At 59.5% G+C, this 19,224-nt stretch carries 17 protein-coding genes and 2 pseudogenes; 2 read left to right on the plus strand and 17 right to left on the minus strand.

What is annotated here, in order from left to right; translation table 11 throughout:
• Positions 1 to 133 precede the first annotated feature (133 nt).
• The 15 genes and pseudogenes from H3L92_RS03275 to H3L92_RS03340 form a co-directional block, all read right to left on the minus strand.
• Positions 134 to 688 (minus strand): HupE/UreJ family protein, encoded by a 555-nt coding sequence (locus H3L92_RS03275; RefSeq protein WP_085365710.1) that lies wholly within the window; start codon positions 686 to 688, stop codon positions 134 to 136.
• A 174-nt stretch (positions 689 to 862) separates the two neighbouring features.
• A complete protein-coding gene (locus H3L92_RS03280; RefSeq protein ID WP_085365711.1) occupies positions 863 to 1,549 on the minus strand; it encodes an urease accessory protein UreF in 687 nt (228 codons plus the stop codon).
• On the minus strand, positions 1,539 to 2,039 hold the full coding sequence (gene ureE, locus H3L92_RS03285; protein WP_085365712.1) for an urease accessory protein UreE: 501 nt from the start codon (positions 2,037 to 2,039) through the stop codon (positions 1,539 to 1,541). The genes H3L92_RS03280 and ureE overlap by 11 nt, the downstream gene beginning before the upstream one ends.
• 79 nt (positions 2,040 to 2,118) lie before the next feature.
• Positions 2,119 to 4,173, minus strand: a pseudogene (gene ureC / locus H3L92_RS03290) (urease subunit alpha).
• A 49-nt stretch (positions 4,174 to 4,222) separates the two neighbouring features.
• Positions 4,223 to 5,047: a PhzF family phenazine biosynthesis protein gene (locus tag H3L92_RS03295; RefSeq protein ID WP_085365713.1), complete on the minus strand. Its 825-nt coding sequence runs from the start codon at positions 5,045 to 5,047 to the stop codon at positions 4,223 to 4,225.
• Positions 5,048 to 5,116: 69 nt separating this feature from the next.
• The gene (locus H3L92_RS03300) at positions 5,117 to 5,815 is read right to left on the minus strand and encodes a glutamine amidotransferase (protein ID WP_085365714.1); all 699 of its coding nucleotides are present in this window, start codon (positions 5,813 to 5,815) and stop codon (positions 5,117 to 5,119) included.
• A gap of 13 nt (positions 5,816 to 5,828) precedes the next feature.
• Positions 5,829 to 6,131 carry an urease subunit gamma gene (ureA, locus tag H3L92_RS03305; protein WP_085365715.1) on the minus strand — a complete coding sequence of 101 codons (303 nt, stop codon included), beginning with the start codon at positions 6,129 to 6,131 and terminating at the stop codon, positions 5,829 to 5,831.
• A 69-nt stretch (positions 6,132 to 6,200) separates the two neighbouring features.
• On the minus strand, positions 6,201 to 6,341 hold the full coding sequence (locus tag H3L92_RS13140) for a hypothetical protein (RefSeq protein WP_245945462.1): 141 nt from the start codon (positions 6,339 to 6,341) through the stop codon (positions 6,201 to 6,203).
• A 136-nt stretch (positions 6,342 to 6,477) separates the two neighbouring features.
• Positions 6,478 to 6,909: pseudogene (locus H3L92_RS13145) on the minus strand (ATP-binding cassette domain-containing protein); the annotation flags it as partial.
• 111 nt (positions 6,910 to 7,020) lie between these two features.
• On the minus strand, positions 7,021 to 7,830 hold the full coding sequence (gene urtD, locus H3L92_RS03315) for an urea ABC transporter ATP-binding protein UrtD (RefSeq protein ID WP_085365716.1): 810 nt from the start codon (positions 7,828 to 7,830) through the stop codon (positions 7,021 to 7,023).
• On the minus strand, positions 7,827 to 8,954 hold the full coding sequence (urtC, locus tag H3L92_RS03320) for an urea ABC transporter permease subunit UrtC (protein ID WP_085365717.1): 1,128 nt from the start codon (positions 8,952 to 8,954) through the stop codon (positions 7,827 to 7,829). The genes urtD and urtC overlap by 4 nt, the downstream gene beginning before the upstream one ends.
• Positions 8,951 to 10,588 (minus strand): urea ABC transporter permease subunit UrtB, encoded by a 1,638-nt coding sequence (gene urtB, locus H3L92_RS03325; protein WP_085365718.1) that lies wholly within the window; start codon positions 10,586 to 10,588, stop codon positions 8,951 to 8,953. The genes urtC and urtB overlap by 4 nt, the downstream gene beginning before the upstream one ends.
• A 103-nt stretch (positions 10,589 to 10,691) precedes the next feature.
• On the minus strand, positions 10,692 to 12,020 hold the full coding sequence (urtA, locus tag H3L92_RS03330; RefSeq protein WP_085365719.1) for an urea ABC transporter substrate-binding protein: 1,329 nt from the start codon (positions 12,018 to 12,020) through the stop codon (positions 10,692 to 10,694).
• A gap of 391 nt (positions 12,021 to 12,411) precedes the next feature.
• Positions 12,412 to 13,008 (minus strand): LURP-one-related family protein, encoded by a 597-nt coding sequence (locus H3L92_RS03335; RefSeq protein WP_085365720.1) that lies wholly within the window; start codon positions 13,006 to 13,008, stop codon positions 12,412 to 12,414.
• Positions 13,009 to 13,117: 109 nt separating this feature from the next.
• On the minus strand, positions 13,118 to 14,098 hold the full coding sequence (locus H3L92_RS03340) for a PhoH family protein (protein ID WP_085365721.1): 981 nt from the start codon (positions 14,096 to 14,098) through the stop codon (positions 13,118 to 13,120).
• Between the two features lie 226 nt (positions 14,099 to 14,324).
• Between H3L92_RS03340 and cysI the strand changes: the two genes are divergently transcribed.
• Together cysI and trmB are read left to right on the plus strand one after the other, a co-directional pair.
• Complete coding sequence (gene cysI, locus H3L92_RS03345) at positions 14,325 to 16,094, plus strand: assimilatory sulfite reductase (NADPH) hemoprotein subunit (RefSeq protein ID WP_085365722.1); 1,770 nt, start codon at positions 14,325 to 14,327, stop codon at positions 16,092 to 16,094.
• Between the two features lie 107 nt (positions 16,095 to 16,201).
• Entirely contained in the window at positions 16,202 to 16,915 is a 714-nt protein-coding gene (gene trmB / locus H3L92_RS03350; RefSeq protein WP_085365723.1) for a tRNA (guanosine(46)-N7)-methyltransferase TrmB, read from the plus strand.
• Positions 16,916 to 17,343: 428 nt separating this feature from the next.
• On the opposite strand, the gene H3L92_RS03355 is transcribed toward trmB, so the two are convergent.
• Together H3L92_RS03355 and bioA are read right to left on the minus strand one after the other, a co-directional pair.
• Entirely contained in the window at positions 17,344 to 17,877 is a 534-nt protein-coding gene (locus tag H3L92_RS03355) for an NUDIX hydrolase (RefSeq protein ID WP_085365724.1), read from the minus strand.
• Positions 17,878 to 17,890: 13 nt separating this feature from the next.
• The gene (bioA, locus tag H3L92_RS03360) at positions 17,891 to 19,180 is read right to left on the minus strand and encodes an adenosylmethionine--8-amino-7-oxononanoate transaminase (protein ID WP_085365725.1); all 1,290 of its coding nucleotides are present in this window, start codon (positions 19,178 to 19,180) and stop codon (positions 17,891 to 17,893) included.
• Between the last annotated feature and the right edge of the window lie 44 nt (positions 19,181 to 19,224).

Consider the following 19,224-nt stretch of genomic DNA (forward strand, 5'->3'; position numbering starts at 1 on the left):
TAGCTCAAAGAGAACGATTTTGTAAGCCGCTGAAGCGGCAACAGAATCGGTTCCGTACTACCTGTACTGTCTGCGGCTTCGTCGCCTTGTCTTATGCTGAATTTAAGCCACTATATTTTTCACGATAACGAAATCAAGCCAGCAGCAGGCTCAAACCGACTGCGCCGATGGCGGTGCCGACCGCGCGGTTGATCCACAGGTTTTTCTGCAAGGCCGTGCCGATAAAGAAACCGGCGGCGTGCAGGGCGGCGGTGCTCAAGACAAAGCCGAGCGCAAACCAAGCGGCGTGGCCGTGCATCTCCGCGCCGTGCGCCATGCCGTGAAACAGGGCGAACGCGCCGACAACCGCGGCGGCGGCGGCGGCGGGAATGCGCTGCGCCCAAGCGGCGGCCAGGCCGATCACCAACACCGAAGCGGCGATGCCTTGTTCCAGCAGCGGCATCTCACCGCCGTTTGCGCCGAAGGCGAAGCCGGCGGCCATCATGGCGACAAAGGCGGCGGGAATCGCCCAGCGCGCTTTACCGCAGAACGAAGCCGCCCACAGGCCGACGGCGAGCATGGCGAGAATGTGGTCGGGGCCGGTTATCGGGTGCAGCATGCCGTTGAGCAGGCCGCTGTCGCCGTGGCCGGGGTGGGCGGATGCCAGAGCCGGGGCGGCAAGGGTGAGCAGGGCAAACAGTTTTTTCATGATGCTTTCCTTTCGGTTGGTTTGAAAACGTGTTTACAGGCAGGTATGCCTGTCTGAAAGTTTATGGGTGGTTTGGGATAACGCTGCGCGTTATTGCCCTCTCCCTAGCCCTCTCCCGTGGGAAAGGGCGGCAAGCCGCAGGCTTGCTTCTGCCTGTGGCGCGGTTTGCCGGCCTTAACTCATATACAGCCGCGTGTACAGCCGTTCGTGCTGCATGGCGCGGATGTCGGCGGCGGCGCAGGCGGCGCCCAGCCATTCGGGGTCGGGATTCAGGCTGGCGGCGACGGCGCGCGCGATGGCTTCGTGCAGGTCGAAGAGAATATCCTGCCCGTCCATCTGGCTTAACGGAATCAGTTTCACGCCGTTGGTAACTGCGCCGGCGGCGGCGTTGTAGTAGAACGCGGCGAGCGCGTCGGCTTTGTTTTGCTGCAATACGGCGGCAATCAGGCCGAAGGTGACGGGGTAGCAGCCGTGCGCTTCCTGGTGCGCCATGCCTGTCTGAAAACGCTGCACGATGGCGGCGGTTTCGCGGCGGGCGAAGATTTTCAGCAGCCGCACGCCGAGTTTGAGCGAGGCTTCGCGGATTTCGCGCGGGGCTTTGGCGGCGACGGCGTGGCGGTCGATTTCGGCCAGCCGTTCAAAGTCGCCGGCCTGTGCGGCGTCGTATGCCAGCGAAACGTAAGCGCCGTCGTTATAGGCCCAGTTTTGTTCGAGCTGCACGGCCACATATTCTTTCAGACGGCCTGCATTGTCGACCACGCCTTGCTGCACGAAGGTTTCGAGGCCGCCCGAATGGTTGAAGCCGCCGATGGGCAGGGCGGGGTCGGCCAGTTGCAACAGCGTGGTCAGTTTAGTGTTCATGATGGTGGCCGTGCGGGTGGTCGTGATGATGATGGTGGTGGCCGTGGCCTTGTGCGGAATTGGCGCGCAATTGTTCGTTTAAGCGGCGCGTGTCGCGCTTGGGCGCAAAACCGGCGGCGGCGAGCCATTCGAACAGCGGCTTGTCGAAAGGCAGCAACAGTTCGTTGCCGTCGAGAAACAGCGGTGTGTGTTTGTTGCCGATTTCGTAACAGGCGCGCGCCATTTCGGGCAGGGTTTGCGGGGAGAGCACCATCACTTCGGAAGGTTCGATTTCGATGGTAACCGCCAGTTTGTCGTTAAGAAACACCAAGTCGCCGTGGTGCAGGCGCTGGCCTTCTTTGAGCAGGCGGAAAGCGATGTCGCGCCCACCGTTGCTGGTTTTACGCAGGATGCGGCGGTCGGCTTCGTACCATTGCAGGGAAACGCGGTCGCGTTCGATGCCGTCGGGCAGGGTTTGCGGCGGCAGGATGTTTTGGATCAATAGGTTCATGATTGGGCTTTCAGGCTGCTTTTCAGACGGCCTTTTTGGCTGCAACAGGCCGTCTGAAAAACGGATATTCGGCGCGCGCTTAAAACAGAAAATACCGCTGCCCCAAGGGCACGCTTTGTGCCGGTTCGCAGGTGATGTGTTCGCCGTTGACGCGCACTTCGTAGCGTTCGGGGTCGACCGTGATGTTTGGCGTGCCGTTGTTGTGGATCAAGTCTTTTTTGCCGATGTTGCGGCAGTTTTCCACCGCCAGAGTGGCTTTGTTTAAACCGTATTGCGTGCGGATGTCGGCCTCGGCAGCGGCTTGCGACACGAACAGCACGGCGGTTTCGGCGGCGGCTTTGCCGTGCGCGCCGAACATCGGGCGGTACACCACGGGCTGCGGGGTGGAGATGCTGGCGTTGGGGTCGCCCATGCGGGCGTAGCTGATGAAGCCGTTTTTGATGATGATTTCGGGTTTCACGCCGAAGAAGGCGGGTTTCCACAATACGATGTCGGCCAGTTTGCCCGCTTCGATCGAGCCGACGTGGCGGCTGATGCCGTGGGCGATGGCGGGGTTGACGGTGTATTTGGCGATATAGCGTTTGATGCGGAAATTGTCGTTGTCGCCGCGCTCTTCGGGCAGTTGGCCGCGCTGCTGTTTCATTTTGTCGGCGGTCTGCCAGGTGCGGATGACCACTTCGGCCACGCGCCCCATGGCTTGCGAGTCGGAACTCATAATCGAAAACACGCCCATGTCGTGCAGAATGTCTTCGGCGGCGATGGTTTCGGGGCGGATGCGCGAATCGGCGAAGGCCACGTCTTCGGCCACGCGCTTGTCGAGGTGGTGGCACACCATCAGCATATCGAGGTGTTCGGCGATGGTGTTGACGGTAAACGGGCGGGTGGGGTTGGTGGAGGCGGGCAGCACGTTGGGATACATGGCGGCCTTGATGATGTCGGGGGCATGGCCGCCGCCCGCGCCTTCGGTGTGGAAGGTGTGGATCACGCGGCCGTTTACCGCCTGCATGGTGTCTTCGAGAAAGCCGCTTTCGTTGAGGGTGTCGGTGTGGATGGCGACTTGTACGTCCATTTCGTCGGCCACGGTCAGGGCGGCATCGATCACGGCGGGGGGGGCGCCCCAGTCTTCGTGGATTTTCAAGCCCAGAGCGCCGGCGCGGATTTGTTCGCGCAAAGGCTCGGTGTCGGCGCAGTTGCCCTTGCCGAAAAAGCCGAGGTTCACCGGAAAGGCTTCGGCGGCCTGCAACATGCGGCGCATATTCCACGCGCCGGGGGTAACGGTGGTGGCGTTGGTGCCGTCGGCGGGGCCGGTGCCGCCGCCGATCATGGTGGTGATGCCGCTCTCAATCGCGTGGGCAATCTGCTGCGGGCAGATATAGTGGATATGAGTGTCGATGCCGCCGGCGGTGGCGATCAGGTGTGCGCCGTTGTGCACTTCGGTGGCCGCGCCGATGATCATATCGGGGGTAACACCGTCCATGGTGTCGGGGTTGCCCGCTTGGCCGATGCCGACGATGCGGCCGTCGCGGATGCCGATGTCGGCTTTCACGATGCCCCAATGGTCGATGATGACCACGTTGGTAATCACGAAATCCAGCACGTTTTCATCGCTGCGGCAGGCATCGGCCGACTGCGCCATGCCGTCGCGCACCGATTTGCCGCCGCCGAATTTGCATTAGTCGCCATAGGTGAGCAGGTCGCGCTCGATTTCGGCAAAGAGCTGCGTATCGCCCAAGCGGATTTTGTCGCCCACGGTCGGGCCGTAGGTGGCCAGATATTGTGCGCGCGGAATATTGAGCGCGGCATCTTTGAGGCCGTCTGAAAGCGGCGGCAGGCTGGCGCCCCGGGTTTCGTTGCGCAAGCCTTTCAACACGCGGCGGCCGCCGAAAGACACCAATTCCACCGTTTTCTCTTCGCCCGGCTCGAAGCGCACGGCGTTGCCGCTGGGAATATTCAGGCGGAAACCCTTGGCCGCTTCGCGATCGAACGACAGCGCGGGGTTGGTTTCGTAAAAATGGTAATGCGAGCCGACCTGTATCGGGCGGTCGCCGAGGTTGGTAACGGTTAGTGTGCGCACGGCGCGGTTGCGGTTGGCGGCGATGCCGCCTTCGGCGGTGCGGTATTCTCCGGGAATCATGGGGTGTCCTTTTGAGGTTTTCAGACGGCCTGTTTGGGGCCGGCTTGCATTATTCGTGCAGGTAAAATTCGCCGCGGCCGACTTCGATTACACGTCCGCCGACTTCGATGCCTTGGTCGTCCACCGCCAGCGACAAGCGGTTGGGGCGGCCCATGCTGTCGCCTTGGAAAATGGTGCGCGTCAGTGGGGCTCGGCCGCAATGGGCGTAATACGCGCCGAGATTGGCGCAGGCGGAGCCGGTGCCGCTGTCTTCCAACACCACTTGGCCTGAGGTGAAAAACAGGCGGCTGTACACGGTGTCGCCTGCTTCGTACCACAGATACAGCACGTCGCGCGGGCAATCGCGGCAGAGTGTGCGCAGGCCCTCGGCATCCGGCGCAGCTGCTTGCAGCGCAGCCAAGCTCATCACCTGCATCAATAATTGCTCGGAACCGCTGTTCACGCGGTAGGCGTGTTCGGCCAAATCGGCGGTGTGCAAACCCAGCATTCGGGCAAATTCACCGGCGGTGGCAGCGGCGGTTTCGCAGGTGTAACCCGCTATCCGCATCACGGCGCGGCCGTCGGCGCAGCGGATGTCGACCGGTTTGGCGCGGGTGTGCAGGGTAAAGCGTTCGGGCAGGCCGCGCAGCTTTTGCAAGAGGGCGGCGGTGCCGATCACGGGATGGCCGGCCAGCGGCAGCTCGTAATCGGGGGTGAAGATGCGCAGTTGGTCGCCGAACACGAACACGGTTTCGCTCAAATTAAACTGTTTGGCAACGGCCTGCATTTGCGCGTCGTCCAAGCCGCAGGCTTCGGGAAACACGGCCAGCGGATTGCCGCCGAAATGGGTTTCGGCAAAGACGTTGGCCAATACAAAGGGGTAGTTTCGGTTCATGGTTTTCTCCGGGGCAGGGTAATGCCTGTCTGAAAGGTTTATGGTTTGATGATTCTAACAGCCATTTTTTCAGACGGCCTGCAAACTCGAAACGTAGCTCGCGAAGCGTTGCAGCAGGGCGGCGGCTTCGGGGGTGTTTTGCGCGGGTTCGGCGTGTTGCCTGCCGTGGTGGCGGCGCAGGTAGCCGCTCATCACGCCGGCGCTGAATTCGGGGTGGAACTGCACGCCCCAGGTGTGTTTGCCCAGGCGGAAGGCGTGATGCGCTTCGTGCGGGTTGCGGCACAGCAAAACGGCTTGCGGCGGCAGTTTCAGCGCGCTTTGGCGGTGGACGGTGTGGGCGGGAAAGCGGCTGCCCAGCGGGGCGAACAGCGGGTCGTCGTCGCAGGCGGGCAGGCGTTCGATGGTTTGGGTGCCGATTTCGAGGCCGTTGGGGTTGTCGCCTGCTTCGCCGCCGAGTGCGTGCGCCAGCAGTTGGTGGCCGTAGCACAGTCCGAACAGCGGCAGGCCGTGTCCGTGGGCTTGCGAGAGCCAGCGGGCGGTGCGCTCGCTCCAATCGGCTTTGTCGCTCACCATGTCGTGCGAGCCGGTGATGACGGCGGCGGCGCAGTTTGACGGGGCGGGCAGGGCGGCTGCGCGCGAAACGTCGACCACGCGGGTTTTGCGCTGCTTGCCGTTTAAGGCGCGGTAGACCATGTCGTCGAAATCTCCGTGGGCGGCGGCGATTTCGGGGAAGGTGTGTCCGGTTTGGATGATAAGGATGGGTTTCATGTTCAGACGGCCTTTAACGGATGGGCTGGTGTACGGTAACGAGTTTGGTGCCGTCGGGGAAGGTGGCTTCGATCTGCACTTCGTGCACCATGTCGGCCACGCCTTCCATCACGTCGTTCATGCCCAACAGGGTGGCGCCGTAGTTCATCAGTTCGGCCACGCTCATGCCGTCGCGGGCGGCTTCTTGAAGGTGGCTGGAAATATAGGCCACGGCTTCGGGATAGTTGAGCTTCAGGCCGCGCGCGCGGCGTTTGGCGGCCAACTCGCCGGCGAGAAACAGCATCAGTTTTTCTTGTTCGCGGCTGGTGAGGTGCATGGGGGGTTCCTTGTGGTGGTTGGTTTTCAGACGGCCTATGCCTGTCTGAAAAAATGATTCGGGTGCGGTTTATACGCTCAAATATTGCTGGATCAGCTCTTCGGTGAGTTCGCCGCCCCCGCCCTGCGCCACGCAATGGCCGCGCTCGAGCAGCACGAAGTGGTCGGCCAGCAGTTTGATCAGGTTGAGTTTCTGCTCGACGATTAACACGGTCAGCCCCCCATTCTTGATTGAGGCGGCGGATCACGCGGGTGATGTCGTCGACGATATTGGGCTGGATGCCTTCGGTGGGTTCGTCGAGAATCAGCAGGCTGGGGTTGAGTATCAGCGCGCGGCCGATGGCGAGCTGTTGCTGCTGGCCGCCGGAGAGGTCGCCGCCGCGCCGCTGTTTCATGTCGTAGAGCACGGGAAACAGCTCGTAAATCATCTCGGGCACGCCGGCGCTGCGCTCGCCCGTGCGTTTGCGGTAAACCGGCAGGCTGATTCTGAGGTTGTCTTCCACGCTGAGTTGGGAAAATATCTGCCGCCCCTGCGGCACATAGGCGATGCCCAGATAGGGGCGTTTTTCGGGGCGCTGTTTGAGCAGGTCGGTGCCGCCGTAGGAAAGTTGTTCGGCTTTGGCGGCCACCTGCCCCATGATGGCTTTGAGCAGGGTGGTTTTGCCCACGCCGTTGCGGCCGATGATGCAGGTGCATTGTTTTTCGGGCGCGGTAAAGCTGATGTCGTGCAGGATGTGGCTTTGGCCGTAGTATTGGTTGAGGTTTTTTACGCTTAACATGGTTTTCCTTTCGGAGGCCGTCTGAAAGGTTTTCAGACGGCCTGACGGTTTGGTTTGCGGTTTGCAGCCTGCCGATGCCTGTCTGAAATATTTTTTTCAGACAGGCATTGTTTAAGCTGCTTTTTGGCCGCCGCCCAGATACACATCAATCACTTGTTGGTTGTTTTGCACTTCGCTTAAGCTGCCTTCGGCGAGGATGCTGCCCTGATGCAGCACGGTGACTTTGCGGGCGATTTTGCGCACGAATTCCATATCGTGCTCAATCACGGCGATGGCCTGCTCGCCCGCCAGCGAGGTGAGCAGTTCGGCGGTGCGCTCGATTTCGCCGTGGGTCATGCCGGTAACGGGTTCGTCGATTAACAGCAGCTTGGGCTTCTGCATCAGCAGCATGCCGATTTCCAGCCATTGTTTCTGGCCGTGCGACAACACGCCGGCGTCGCGGCTGCGGGTGGCGGTGAGGCCGATGGTTTGCAGCACGTTATCGAGCAGGTCGTTCTGTTCGCCGCTGAGCTTGCGGCCTTTGCCGAACAGCGCGCCGAACACGCTTTTGCTGCCGGCGGCGGCCAGCGACAGGTTGTCGTACACGCTGAGCGATTCGAACACGGTGGGCGTTTGGAATTTGCGCCCCACGCCCGCGCGGGCGATTTCGGCTTCGCTCATGGCCAACAGGTTGTAGCGCTGGCCGAGCCACACGTCGCCCGTGTCGGGGCGGGTTTTGCCGGTGATGATGTCCATCATGGTCGATTTGCCCGCGCCGTTGGGGCCGATGATGCAGCGCAATTCGCCTTTGTCGATATAGAGGTTGAGGTTGTTGATGGCTTTGAAGCCGTCGAAACTCACCGACACGTCTTCCATATAGAGAATGTATTTGTTGTCGATGTGCAGGTTGTCGAAACGGTTGCGGTTGGCTTTGGCTTTCATGCGGCGCCCTCCTGTGCGGCGGCGGGTTGGTCGGGTTCTTCGGGTTGGTCGGCCCGTTTGCGGGCAACCAGGCCGGCGATGCCGTCTTTCAGGAAAATGGTAACCAGCACGAACAGCGCGCCCAAGAAAAACAGCCAGGCGTCGGGCAGGGCGGCGGTGAGCCAGGTTTTGGCATAGTTCACCGCAAACGCGCCGATAATCGCGCCGTAGAGCGTGGCGCGGCCGCCCAAAGCCACCCAAACGATGATTTCGATCGACATCAGCGGTGCAAATTCGCCCGGGTTGATGATGCCCACCTGCGGCACATACAGGGCGCCTGCCACGCCGGCGAGCATGGCGGAAAACACGAATACCGCGAGTTTGATGTGTTCGACGCGGAAGCCCACAAAGCGCACGCGCATTTCGGCATCGCGGGTGGCAATAATCAGCTTGCCCAAGCGCGTGTTCATCACGCTGCGCAAGAAGGCGTAAACGGCCAGAATGGTGATACCGGTGATGGCGAACAGGGCCACGCGGGTGGCATCGGCGGTGAGGTTGAAGCCGAGCAGGGTTTTGAAGCCGGTAAGGCCGTTGTTGCCGCCGAAGCCGGTTTCGTTCAGGTAAAACGCCAGCATCAGCGCATAAGTCATGGCTTGGGTGATGATGGAAAGGTAAACGCCGGAAACGCGCGAGCGGAAACACAGGCCGCCGATAACGAATGCTAGCAGGCCGGGCGCGAACAGCATCATCACGAATGCCCAGGCGAAATATTCCGAGCCGCTCCAAAACCACGGCAATCCGTTCCAGCCGAGAAACACCATAAAATCGGGCAGGCTGCCGGGCGCACTGCCGGCGCGGGTGAGATACATACCCATCGCGTAGCCGCCCAAGGCGAAAAACGCACCGTGGCCGAGACTGAGTATGCCCAGATAGCCCCAAGCCAGATCCAAGGCCAGCGCCAGCAGCGCGTAGCACAGGTATTTGCCCAGCAGGGTTACGGTGTAGGTGGAAATGTGCAGCAGGCTTTCAGACGGCATCAACAGGTTGCCGATGGGCACAATAATCAGCAGCAGCACCAGAAAACCCAGCGTCAGCCTGCCCAGCAACGGCTCGCGCCGGAATGTGTTTAAGATGACGGAATTCATTCGACACCTCTGCCTTTCTGCGGAAACAGGCCGCGCGGAAATTTTTGGATAAACAGGATAATCACCACCAGCATCACGGCTTTGGCCAATACCGCGCCGAGCCACGGCTCCGTCATTTTGTTCAACACGCCCAGCATCAGGCCGGAAACCAGCGTGCCCCACAGGTTGCTCACGCCGCCGACCACCACCACCATAAACGAGTCGACGATGTATTGCTGGCCGAGGTTGGGGCCGACGTTGGCCAGTTGCGACAGCGCCACGCCAGCCACACCGGCGATGCCCGAGCCTAAGCCGAAAGTGAGCATATCCACTTTGCGGTCGCTGATACCCACCGCGCGCGCCATATTGCGGTTCATCGACACCGCGCGCACTTCCAAGCCCAAGCGGGTGCGTTTCATCACCGCCCACAGCGCCAAAAAGCAGGCGAGGCAGAAAAAGAAGATATAGATGCGGTTCCAAGTGATGGAGAGGCCGTTAACGATTTCGAGCGAGCCGCTCATCCAATCGGGCGTTTGCACCATGCGGTTGAGCGGCGAGAAAATGCTGCGTACCGCCTGTTGCAGAATCAGGCTGATACCGAATGTGGCCAGCAGCGTTTCCAGCGGGCGGCCATACAGATGGCGCACCACCAGCCGCTCGATCAGAATCCCCACCAAACCGCTTACCGCAAACGCCACCGGTATGGCCACCAACACCGAAGCGCCGATATGGTTGGGCATCAGCAGCTGCACCACATAGGCGCAGTAAGCCCCGATCATCATCAATTCGCCGTGCGCCATATTGATCACGCCCATCACGCCGAAGGTAATCGCTAAGCCGATGGCGGTTAACACCAACACCGAGCCGAGACTCAAACCAAAGCTGAAGGTTTCGGCGCCTTGCAGCAGCGAGAGCTTGGTTTCCACCGAAGCGGCGGCCTGTACGGCCTGCTCTTTGAGCGCGGGCGTGGGCGCGCGGGCGGCGTATTGCTCCAGCACCGCCAGATTGTCGGGCGAAGCGTGCTGCCGCAGTAGCTCGACGGCATGCACATGGCGGATCAAATCACCGCTTTCCAAATCGGCGCGGGCGATGTAGCTTTCCATCATGCTGCGCACCGTGGCCGAGGTTTCGTTGGGCAGCGCGCTTTTCACTTTGTCGAGCGCGGGCGTACCGCTGGTTTGCAGCAGGGTTTTCATGGCCGCTTCGCGGATGTCGGCATCGGGCGAGCGCAGTGCGTTTTCGGCGTTGTAGGTTCTGATCCACAGGCGCACATCGTTGTCGATAACCACCCGTTTGGCACCGGCCGGACGTGTGCCCGCCGCTTCGGGACGCTCGATGGGGGCGAAACGCTCTTCGCCGCCGTTAAGCGTTTTTTCGTAAAACGCACCGCCGGCCACATACAGACGGCCTTCGGTTAAGGCTTGCAGAATCTGCGCCTGACGGGAGTGTTGGAAGCGCACCACCTGTTGCATGGCGGCAAGTTTGCCGTTGAAATCCGCAGCGGCGAGGCGGTTTAAGGCATCGTTGAGATTTTCCGCCTGCACGGGCGCGGCGGCGGTTGCCGGCGGGGCGGGTTCGGCCATGGCATGGGGCAGCAGCGATGCGCCCAATATGGCGGCTGCCAATAGTTGTTTGATGAAAATCAAAGGCTTCATGGCGGGTGGTTCCTTTTTTAAACGGAATGGGTTTTCGGTTGGGCCGTCTGAAAATGCGGCAGGGCGTTCAGACGGCCTGCGCGGGCAAAACGGCGCAGAGTGTTTAGCGCGCGCCCGACAGGCATTTTTTTGCAAGTTTGTCGTAGGCACCGCAGTTGATCGGCGGCGTCCAGTCGGCAATCAGGTTTTTCGATTCGGGCAGCAGCCCCGACCACGCCTCGCCGTTCACTTCGGGCGTTTGCGCCACCACGTCGAATTGGTCGTCGGTGTGGATTTCGCCGATTAACACGGGTTTGGCAATCATGTGGTTAGCCAGCATTTTGGCTTTGCCGCCGGTGAGATTGGGCACTTCCACGCCGATTAAGGCGCGCTGCACCGCTTCGCTGTCGGTGGTGCCGGCTTTTTCCACCGCTTTCACCCACATATCGAAACCGATTTTGGTGGCTTCCATCGGGTCGTTGGTAACGGCGTTTTTGTCGCCTTTGAAGTCGCGCCAAGATTTGATAAACGCTGCGTTGGCGGGCGTATCCACGCTTTCGAAATAGTTCCATGCCGCCAAATGGCCGATTAAGGGTTTGGTGTCGATGCCGGTCAGCTCTTGTTCGCCCACCGAAAACGCCACCACCGGAATAAAGTCGGGCGTGATGCGCTGGTTGGTCAGCTCTTTATAGAAAGGCACGTTGGCATCACCGTTAACGGTGGACACCACCGCCGTTTTCTTGCCGGTGCTGCCGAATTTTTTCACGTCGGAAACGATAGACTGCCAGTCGGACTGGCCGAACGGCGTGTAGTTGACCATGATGTCGGCTTCAGCCACGCCTTTCGATTTCAGATAGGCCGCAAGGATTTTGTTGGCCGTGCGCGGATACACATAATCGGTGCCCAAGAGCGCGAAACGCTTCACCCCTTTGGCCAGCAGGTAATCCACCGCCGGCAAAGCCTGCTGGTTGGGCGTTGCGCCCGTGTAGAAAATGTTTTTGCTGCTTTCCTGCCCCTCCCATTGCACGGGGTAAAACAGAATGCCGTTTAATTCTTCAAACACCGGCAGCATAGACTTGCGCGAAACCGATGTCCAGCCGCCGAACACCACCGCCACCTTGTCTTGCGCCAGCAGCTTGCGCGCTTTTTCGGCAAACAGCGGCCAGTTGGAAGCCGGGTCTTCCACCACCGGCACCAGTTTTTTGCCCAGCAGGCCGCCTTTGGCGTTTTGCTCGGCAACCAGCATCAGCACCGTGTCTTTCAACACCGATTCCGAAATCGCCATCGTGCCGCTCAAAGAGTGCAACACCCCGACCTTAATCGTGCCGCCCGTGTTTTGCGCAATAGCGGCACCCGAAGCGGCGGCGGGCTGCTCTTTTGCTTGCGGGCCGCAGCCGCCCAGCAGCAGCGCCGAGCAGAGGGAAGACAAAATAAAGCAGGGGAGTGTTTTCATAAATCTCTCCGGTTGGGTTTCGGATGCGGCGGTGTTTGACCGCGCTGCGTTTATGTTTTGGAAATAATCCGGCTTTTAATACTTTGAAAAACAATCAAAAAAATCCATACTGCTGAAATTTCTAATGTATTGTTTTGTTAAATTGTAAACAATTAAAAAAATATTGTCAACAATTTATTTCAAAATTGTTGACAATATTTGGCTGAAAAAAGGGTGAGACAAAACGATTTGGCGCAGAAAGCGGAAATAACGGTTTGAAAAAAAAGAAACTTTAAAAGGAAACAGGCGTGATGTTTTACGAAATACCAACCGGTGCGGACATGAAAAGATTACAGGCCGTCTGAAAAGTTTTCAGACGGCCTGTTCAGGCGCAGCTTGTTTCGCGGTAAGTTTAACCGTCGCCGCGCTCCAGCAGCATCAGCATCATGGCGGCGTTCAACACCAAAACGTCGTCTTCCGCGCTTGCCGGGCCGGTTTTTTCCAGGCTGAATTTGCGCTCGAAAAACGATGGCTGTTTGCGCAGCAGAAACACTTCGCGTCCGTCGGGCGCGGTAACGCCGTAGCCGGGGTTGAAGAAGTAGCCGGTGAGCATGCCGATAACCGGGATTTCGCCGACGATGCCGTCGAGCACGGCCACCCACGGGTTCTTTTCGCGCATGGTGTAAAGCGTTTGGCCTTGTGCGTCCATGATGGTGAAGCTGGTTTGCCACAGCGATTTCATGCCCGAGCGTTTGATTTGGCCGATAACCTGGTCTTGCGCGTTGCGCACGGTGTAGTTGGCGTTGAAGTCGATGATGCGGTCGGCTTTGATGGTGTAGAGCCGCTCGCTGCGGCTGCTGTTGCGGAAGATTTCGATGGATTCTTTGATTTTGAAAATCTTCTGGCGGGTGTAGGCCACTGTTTCGCCTTGCGCGTTCAACACCGAGAAATCGTTGGACGGGGTGAGGATTTTAAAGGTGAAATTCAGGGGGAAATGTAGGTTTTGCATGGTGTGTCGTGTCGGTTTGCCTTTATCTTTTCAGACGGCGTCAGGCCGTCTGAAAACGCAAGGATATGGTTTATTAAAACGCGGGAGGGAAGCGTTGTTGTTTGCGGCATCAGTATCCGGCTTTTGCGGCTTTTTCTTCCCGCTCGTCTGCCGCATCGTAGGCTTCCACGATTTTCTGCACCAGCGGGTGGCGCACCACGTCTTCGCTGGTAAAGGTGTGGAAATACAGGCCCTCGATGCCCGCAAGTTTCTCTTTGGCGTCTTTCAGGCCCGATTTGATGTTGCGCGGCAGATCGATCTGGCTCAAGTCGCCGGTGATCACGGCTTTGGCGCCGAAACCGATGCGGGTTAAAAACATTTTCATCTGCTCGGGCGTGGTGTTTTGCGCTTCGTCGAGAATCACATAGGCGCCGTTGAGCGTGCGCCCGCGCATATAGGCCAGCGGGGCGATTTCGATTAGGCCTTTTTCCAAGAGTTTGGTTACGCGGTCGAAACCCATCAGATCATAGAGCGCGTCGTAGAGCGGGCGCAGGTAGGGGTCGACTTTCTGCGCCAAATCGCCGGGCAGAAAGCCGAGTTTTTCGCCGGCTTCCACCGCCGGGCGCACCAAAACGATGCGCTCGATTTGGTGTTTTTCCATCGCATCGACGGCGGCGGCCACGGCCAGATAGGTTTTGCCGGTGCCGGCAGGGCCTAAGCCGAACACCACATCGTGATTGAGCAGGGCGCGGATATAGCCGTTTTGGCGCGGCGTGCGCCCGCCTATGCTGCCGCGCTTGGTGCGCAGATAGTATTGTTGGTCGTGGTGTTTTTCTTGGTGGCCGGCATCGGCGGTTTTGGCTTCGACGGCGGCAAGCTGGATATCGCTGTCTTCCAAATCGCGGCTTTCGGCGGTGTCTGCCAGCGAGAGCAGCGCGCGGCGGCCGGCATGGGCGAGTTCGCCCAAAAAGGTGAAGTCGGAAAAGCGGCGGCTGATCTGGATATCGAGTGCGCGGGCAAGGGTGTTCAGGTTGGCATCGAGTGCGCCGCAGAGGCGTTGCAGCACGGCGTTGTCGATGTTTTCGAATTGCAGGTGAACGGTGTGGCTCATGTGTGGGGGCGGCTTTCGCGAAAGGGTTTGGAGATGATGGGGTTATAAGGTTTAAACGGTAAAAAATCAAGGCCGCAACCGCACAGCGGGGTAAGTTAGTCCGCCATATATAACGAAAAACACTTATATTAAAACCAACCATTCTTTCCTTTTTTCAGACGGCGCCGATAAAGTAACGCCGTCAAAGTGCGGCCGAGGCCGTCTGAAAAAACAACAAGGAACACTTATGAGCACCAACGACCCGCGCGCCAAACTGCCCGATGCGCCTTTAGCCGACAACGAGCGCCTGAAAGACCAAAGCCATTATCTCGAAGGCACCATCAAAAGCGACCTTTCAGACGGCCTTACCGGCGGCTTCAACGGCGACAACTTCCAATTAATCCGCTTTCACGGCATGTATGAACAAGACGACCGCGACATCCGCGCCGAGCGCGTCGAGCAGAAATTGGAGCCGCTGAAAAACGTGATGTTGCGCTGCCGCCTGCCCGGCGGCATCATCCAGCCCAAACAATGGCTGGGCATCGACCAATTCGCCAGCGAGCGCACCATGTACGGCTCCATCAGGCTCACCAACCGCCAAACCTTCCAATTTCACGGCGTGTTGAAAGACGACATCAAACCCATGCACCAATGGCTCAACGAGCTGGGCCTCGATTCCATCGCCACCGCCGGCGACGTGAACCGCAACGTGTTGTGCACCAGCAATCCCGTGGAAAGCAGCCTGCACCAAGAAGCCTACGAATGGGCGAAAAAAATCAGCGAACACCTGCTGCCCAAAACCCGCGCCTACGCCGAAATCTGGCTCGACGGCGAAAAACTGCATTCCACCGAAAACTTTGCCGAAGCCACGCCGCTGGCCGACGCCGTGAAAAGCGGCGACGCCACCGAGCCGGTGCTGGGCAAAAACTACCTGCCGCGCAAATTCAAAACCACGGTGGTGATTCCGCCGCACAACGATGTGGATTTGCACGCCAACGATTTGAACTTCGTGGCCATCGGCGAAAACGGCAAACTCATCGGCTTTAACGTGCTGGTGGGCGGCGGCCTGTCGATGGAGCACGGCAACACCAAAACCTATCCCAACACCGCCGTCGAATTCGGCTTCGTGCCGCTCGAAAAAACGCTGGATGCCGCCGCCGCCGTGGTTTCCGTTCAGCGCGACTGGGGCAACCGCAGCGACCGCAAAAACGCCAAAACCCGCTATACCATCGAGCGCGTGGGCAAAGATGTGTTTATCGAAGAAGTGGAAAACCGCATGGGCGCGAAATTCGAGCCTATCCGCCCCTACGCCTTCACCTCGCGCGGCGACCGCATCGGCTGGGTGCAGGGCGAAGACAAAAAATGGCACCTCACGCTGTTTATCGAAAACGGCCGCCTGCTCGATTACCCCGGCCGGCCGCTGAAAACCGGTATGCGCGAAATCGCCAAAGTGCACAAAGGCGACTTCCGCCTTACCGCCAACCAAAACCTGATTGTGGCGGGCGTATCGTCGCGCGACAAAGCCAAAATCGAGCAAATCGCCCGCGAACACGGCCTAATCAGCGATGCCGTTACCCCGCAGCGCGAAAACAGCATGGCCTGCGTGTCGCTGCCCACCTGCCCGCTGGCAATGGCCGAAGCCGAGCGCTTCCTGCCGCAGTTTACCGACAAAATCGACGCGCTGTTTGCCAAACACGGCTTGAGCCAAGAACACATCGTGCTGCGCATCACCGGCTGCCCCAACGGCTGCGGCCGCGCCATGCTGGCCGAAATCGGCCTGGTGGGCAAAGCGGTGGGCCGCTACAACCTTTACACAGGCGGCAACCGCGAAGGCACCCGCATTCCGCGCCTGTTTAAAGAAAACATCACCGAGCCGGAAATCTTGGAAATCATCGACGGCTGGCTGGCCGATTGGGCGGCCAACCGCGAAGAAAACGAAGGCTTCGGCGATTTCGCCGTGCGAACCGGCATCGTCAAGCCCGTGCTCGACGCCCCGCGCGATTTCTGGGCGGCGTAAGCGCAGTTTGGTTTCGCCGCAGCAAAAGCAACAGGCCGTCTGAAAAAGTTTTCAGACGGCCTGATATTTTTGTAAAATCGCGGTTTTCCAATTTTCCGCAATCCGCCATGACCAACCAGCAACCGCCCCGCGATGCCGAAACGGCAGAGCAACACAAACGCAGCATCCGCAGCTTCGTGCTGCGCCAAGGCCATATGACCGCCGCACAGCAGCGCGCCATCGACACCTTGTGGCCGCAGTTCGGCCTCGACTATCAAACCGAACCTGTCGATTTGAACGCCGCGTTCGGCCGCAACAACCCGAAAGTGCTGGAAATCGGCTTCGGCATGGGTGTGGCAACCGTGGAAATCGCCAAGCGGCTGCCGCAAACCGATTTTCTGGCCATCGACGTGCACGGCCCGGGTGTCGGCAATATTTTGAAGCTGATCGGAGAAGAAAACGTGGCCAATATCCGCGTGATGCGCCACGATGCGGTGGAAGTGGTGGAAAACATGCTCGCCGACGGCTCGCTTAACGGTATCCATATTTTCTTTCCCGACCCGTGGCACAAAAAACGCCACAACAAACGCCGCCTGATCCAAACCCCGTTTGTGGCCAAGCTGCTGCCCAAACTGAAAGCCGGCGGCTATATCCATCTGGCGACCGACTGGGAGGAATACGCCGCGCAGATGCTCGAAGTGTTAAGCGGTTTCGACAGCCTGCAAAACACCGCCGCCGCTTACGCGCCCACGCCCGACTACCGCCCCGAAACCAAGTTCGAGGCGCGCGGCAAGCGGCTGGGGCACGGCGTTTGGGATTTGGTGTTCGTGCGCAAAGATTGAGCGGCAAGCTTGAGATCGTTGCAGAATGTTGTGAGGCCGTCTGAAAGTTTTCAGACGGCCTCAAGTTTATCGTCAATCAATTTGAGAAAAAGCACATACGTCATACCCGGGCTTGACCCGGGTATCTCATGTTGCTGAAACTCAAGATACTCGGGTCAAGCCCGAGTATGACGACGGTTGGATATTTCAGACGGCCTGAGACCTTTGCAAAAATACCTTGAGGCCGTCTGAAATGCTTAGATTCCGTCATTCCCGCGTAGGCGGGAATCCAGCCTTAAAACCATCAAGTATTTTATTTCAATAACTTATGAAAAAACGACTGGATTCCCGCCTACGCGGGAATGACGGGAAATAAATTTTTGTGATGGCTTTTTAATTTTGCAAGGGTCTCGGCCTGAGACCTTTTTTGCGCCAACCGCAAGGCGCGGTTAGCCGTTCAGCAGCCAATACTGCAAGCCCGCCAGCGTTTTGGCGTCGGCAACTTCGTTGTTTTTCAGGGCGGCTTTGACGGCGTCGCGGCTCATCAGCACGGTTTCGGTGAATTCGTCTTCATCGTTTTTCAGGGTGCTGCCTTCGCGCACGTTTTCGGCCTGATAGAGATACATCACTTCGTCGCAAAAGCCCGGGGCGGTGTAGAAAGTGTGCAGCAGTTTCACGCTCTCGGCGGTGTAGGGCGTTTCTTCGGCCAGCTCGCGCAGGGCGCAGACGGCGGGGTCTTCGCCCGCGTCGAGTTTGCCGGCGGGCAGCTCGAGCAGTGCCCGGCCGCAGGCGTAGCGCCACTGGCGCACCAAAACCACTTCGTCGCTGCCGGTTACGGCCAGCACGCAGGCTGCGCCGGGGTGGCGGATAACCACGCGGGTGCTTTCGTTGCCGTTGGGCAGGCGCACGGTGTCGCGGGCGATGTTGATGAATGAGCCTTCGAAAATCGGTTGGGAGCTGATGCGGGTTTCTTTTAAGTCCATTGTGTTTCCTTGTTCAGTCGAAAAGTGCGCTGCGGCCAACGGCTTCGGCCACGGCGGCGGTGAGTTTGCCGGCTTCGTGCGGGGTAACGGTGTAGGGCGGCATCAGATAGATCAGTTTGCCGAACGGCCTGATCCACACGCCTTGTTCCACAAAAAATTTCTGCATGGCGGCCATGTTGGCGGGGCGGTGGGTTTCGACCACGCCGATAGCGCCGATGATGCGCACGTCGGCCACGCCGGGGTGGCCGGAAAGCGGGGTTAAGGCCGTCTGAAAATGCCGCTCGATGGCGGCCACCTGCTGCTGCCATTGGTTGCGCTGCAATATCTGCATATTGGCTTCGGCCACGGCGCAGGCCAGCGGGTTGCCCATAAAGGTGGGGCCGTGCATAAACACGCCGGCTTCGCCGCTGCACACGGTTTCGGCCACATGGCGGCTGGCGGCGGCGGCGGAGAGCGTCATCATGCCGCCGGTGAGGGCTTTGCCGATGCACATGATGTCGGGCTGCACTTGGGCGTGTTCGCAGGCAAACAGTTTGCCGGTGCGGCCGAAACCGGTGGCGATTTCGTCTAAAATCAGCAGGATGCCGTATTCGTCGCACAGGGCGCGTACTTGGCGCAGAAATTCGGGGTGATACACGCGCATACCGCCCGCGCCCTGCACGATGGGTTCGAGAATCACGGCGGCAATGTCGCGGTGGTTTTTCGCTAAGGCCGTCTGAAACGGAATGATGTCGCCGGGCAGCCATTCGCCGTTAAAACGGCTTTGCGGGGCGGGCGTGAAAATGTGTTCGGGCAGAAAGCTGCGGTAGAGGCGGTGCATCGAATTGACGGGGTCGCACACGCTCATGGCGCCGAAAGTGTCGCCGTGGTAGCCGCGCTCGATGGTGAGGAATTTGCTGCGCGCTTCGCCGCGCGCGTGCCAGTATTGCAGTGCCATTTTCAGCGACACTTCCACCGCCACCGAGCCGGAGTCGGCCAAGAAAATGCAGTCGAGGTTGGCGGGCAGCATGGTTTTCAGGCTGCGGCACAGGCGCACGGCGGGTTCGTGGGTGAGGCCGCCGAACATAACGTGCGGCATGGTTTCGAGCTGCCGGCGTGCGGCCGCAACCAGCTCGGGGTGGTTGTAGCCGTGTTGCGCGCACCACCATGACGACATGCCGTCCACCAGCCTGCGGCCGTCGGCCAGTTCGATATACACGCCTTCGGTGCGGGCGGCGGGGTAAACGGGCAGCGGATCGATCACCGAGGTATAGGGGTGCCAGATGTGGCGGCGGTCGAAATCGGAATCGGCGGGTGTGAACATGGCGGTTTGCGTGAGAGATGGAAAAAGCGTGTTCCGGCCGTCTG

It is taken from the genome of Neisseria dentiae, from assembly GCF_014055005.1.
Lineage (GTDB): Bacteria > Pseudomonadota > Gammaproteobacteria > Burkholderiales > Neisseriaceae > Neisseria > Neisseria dentiae.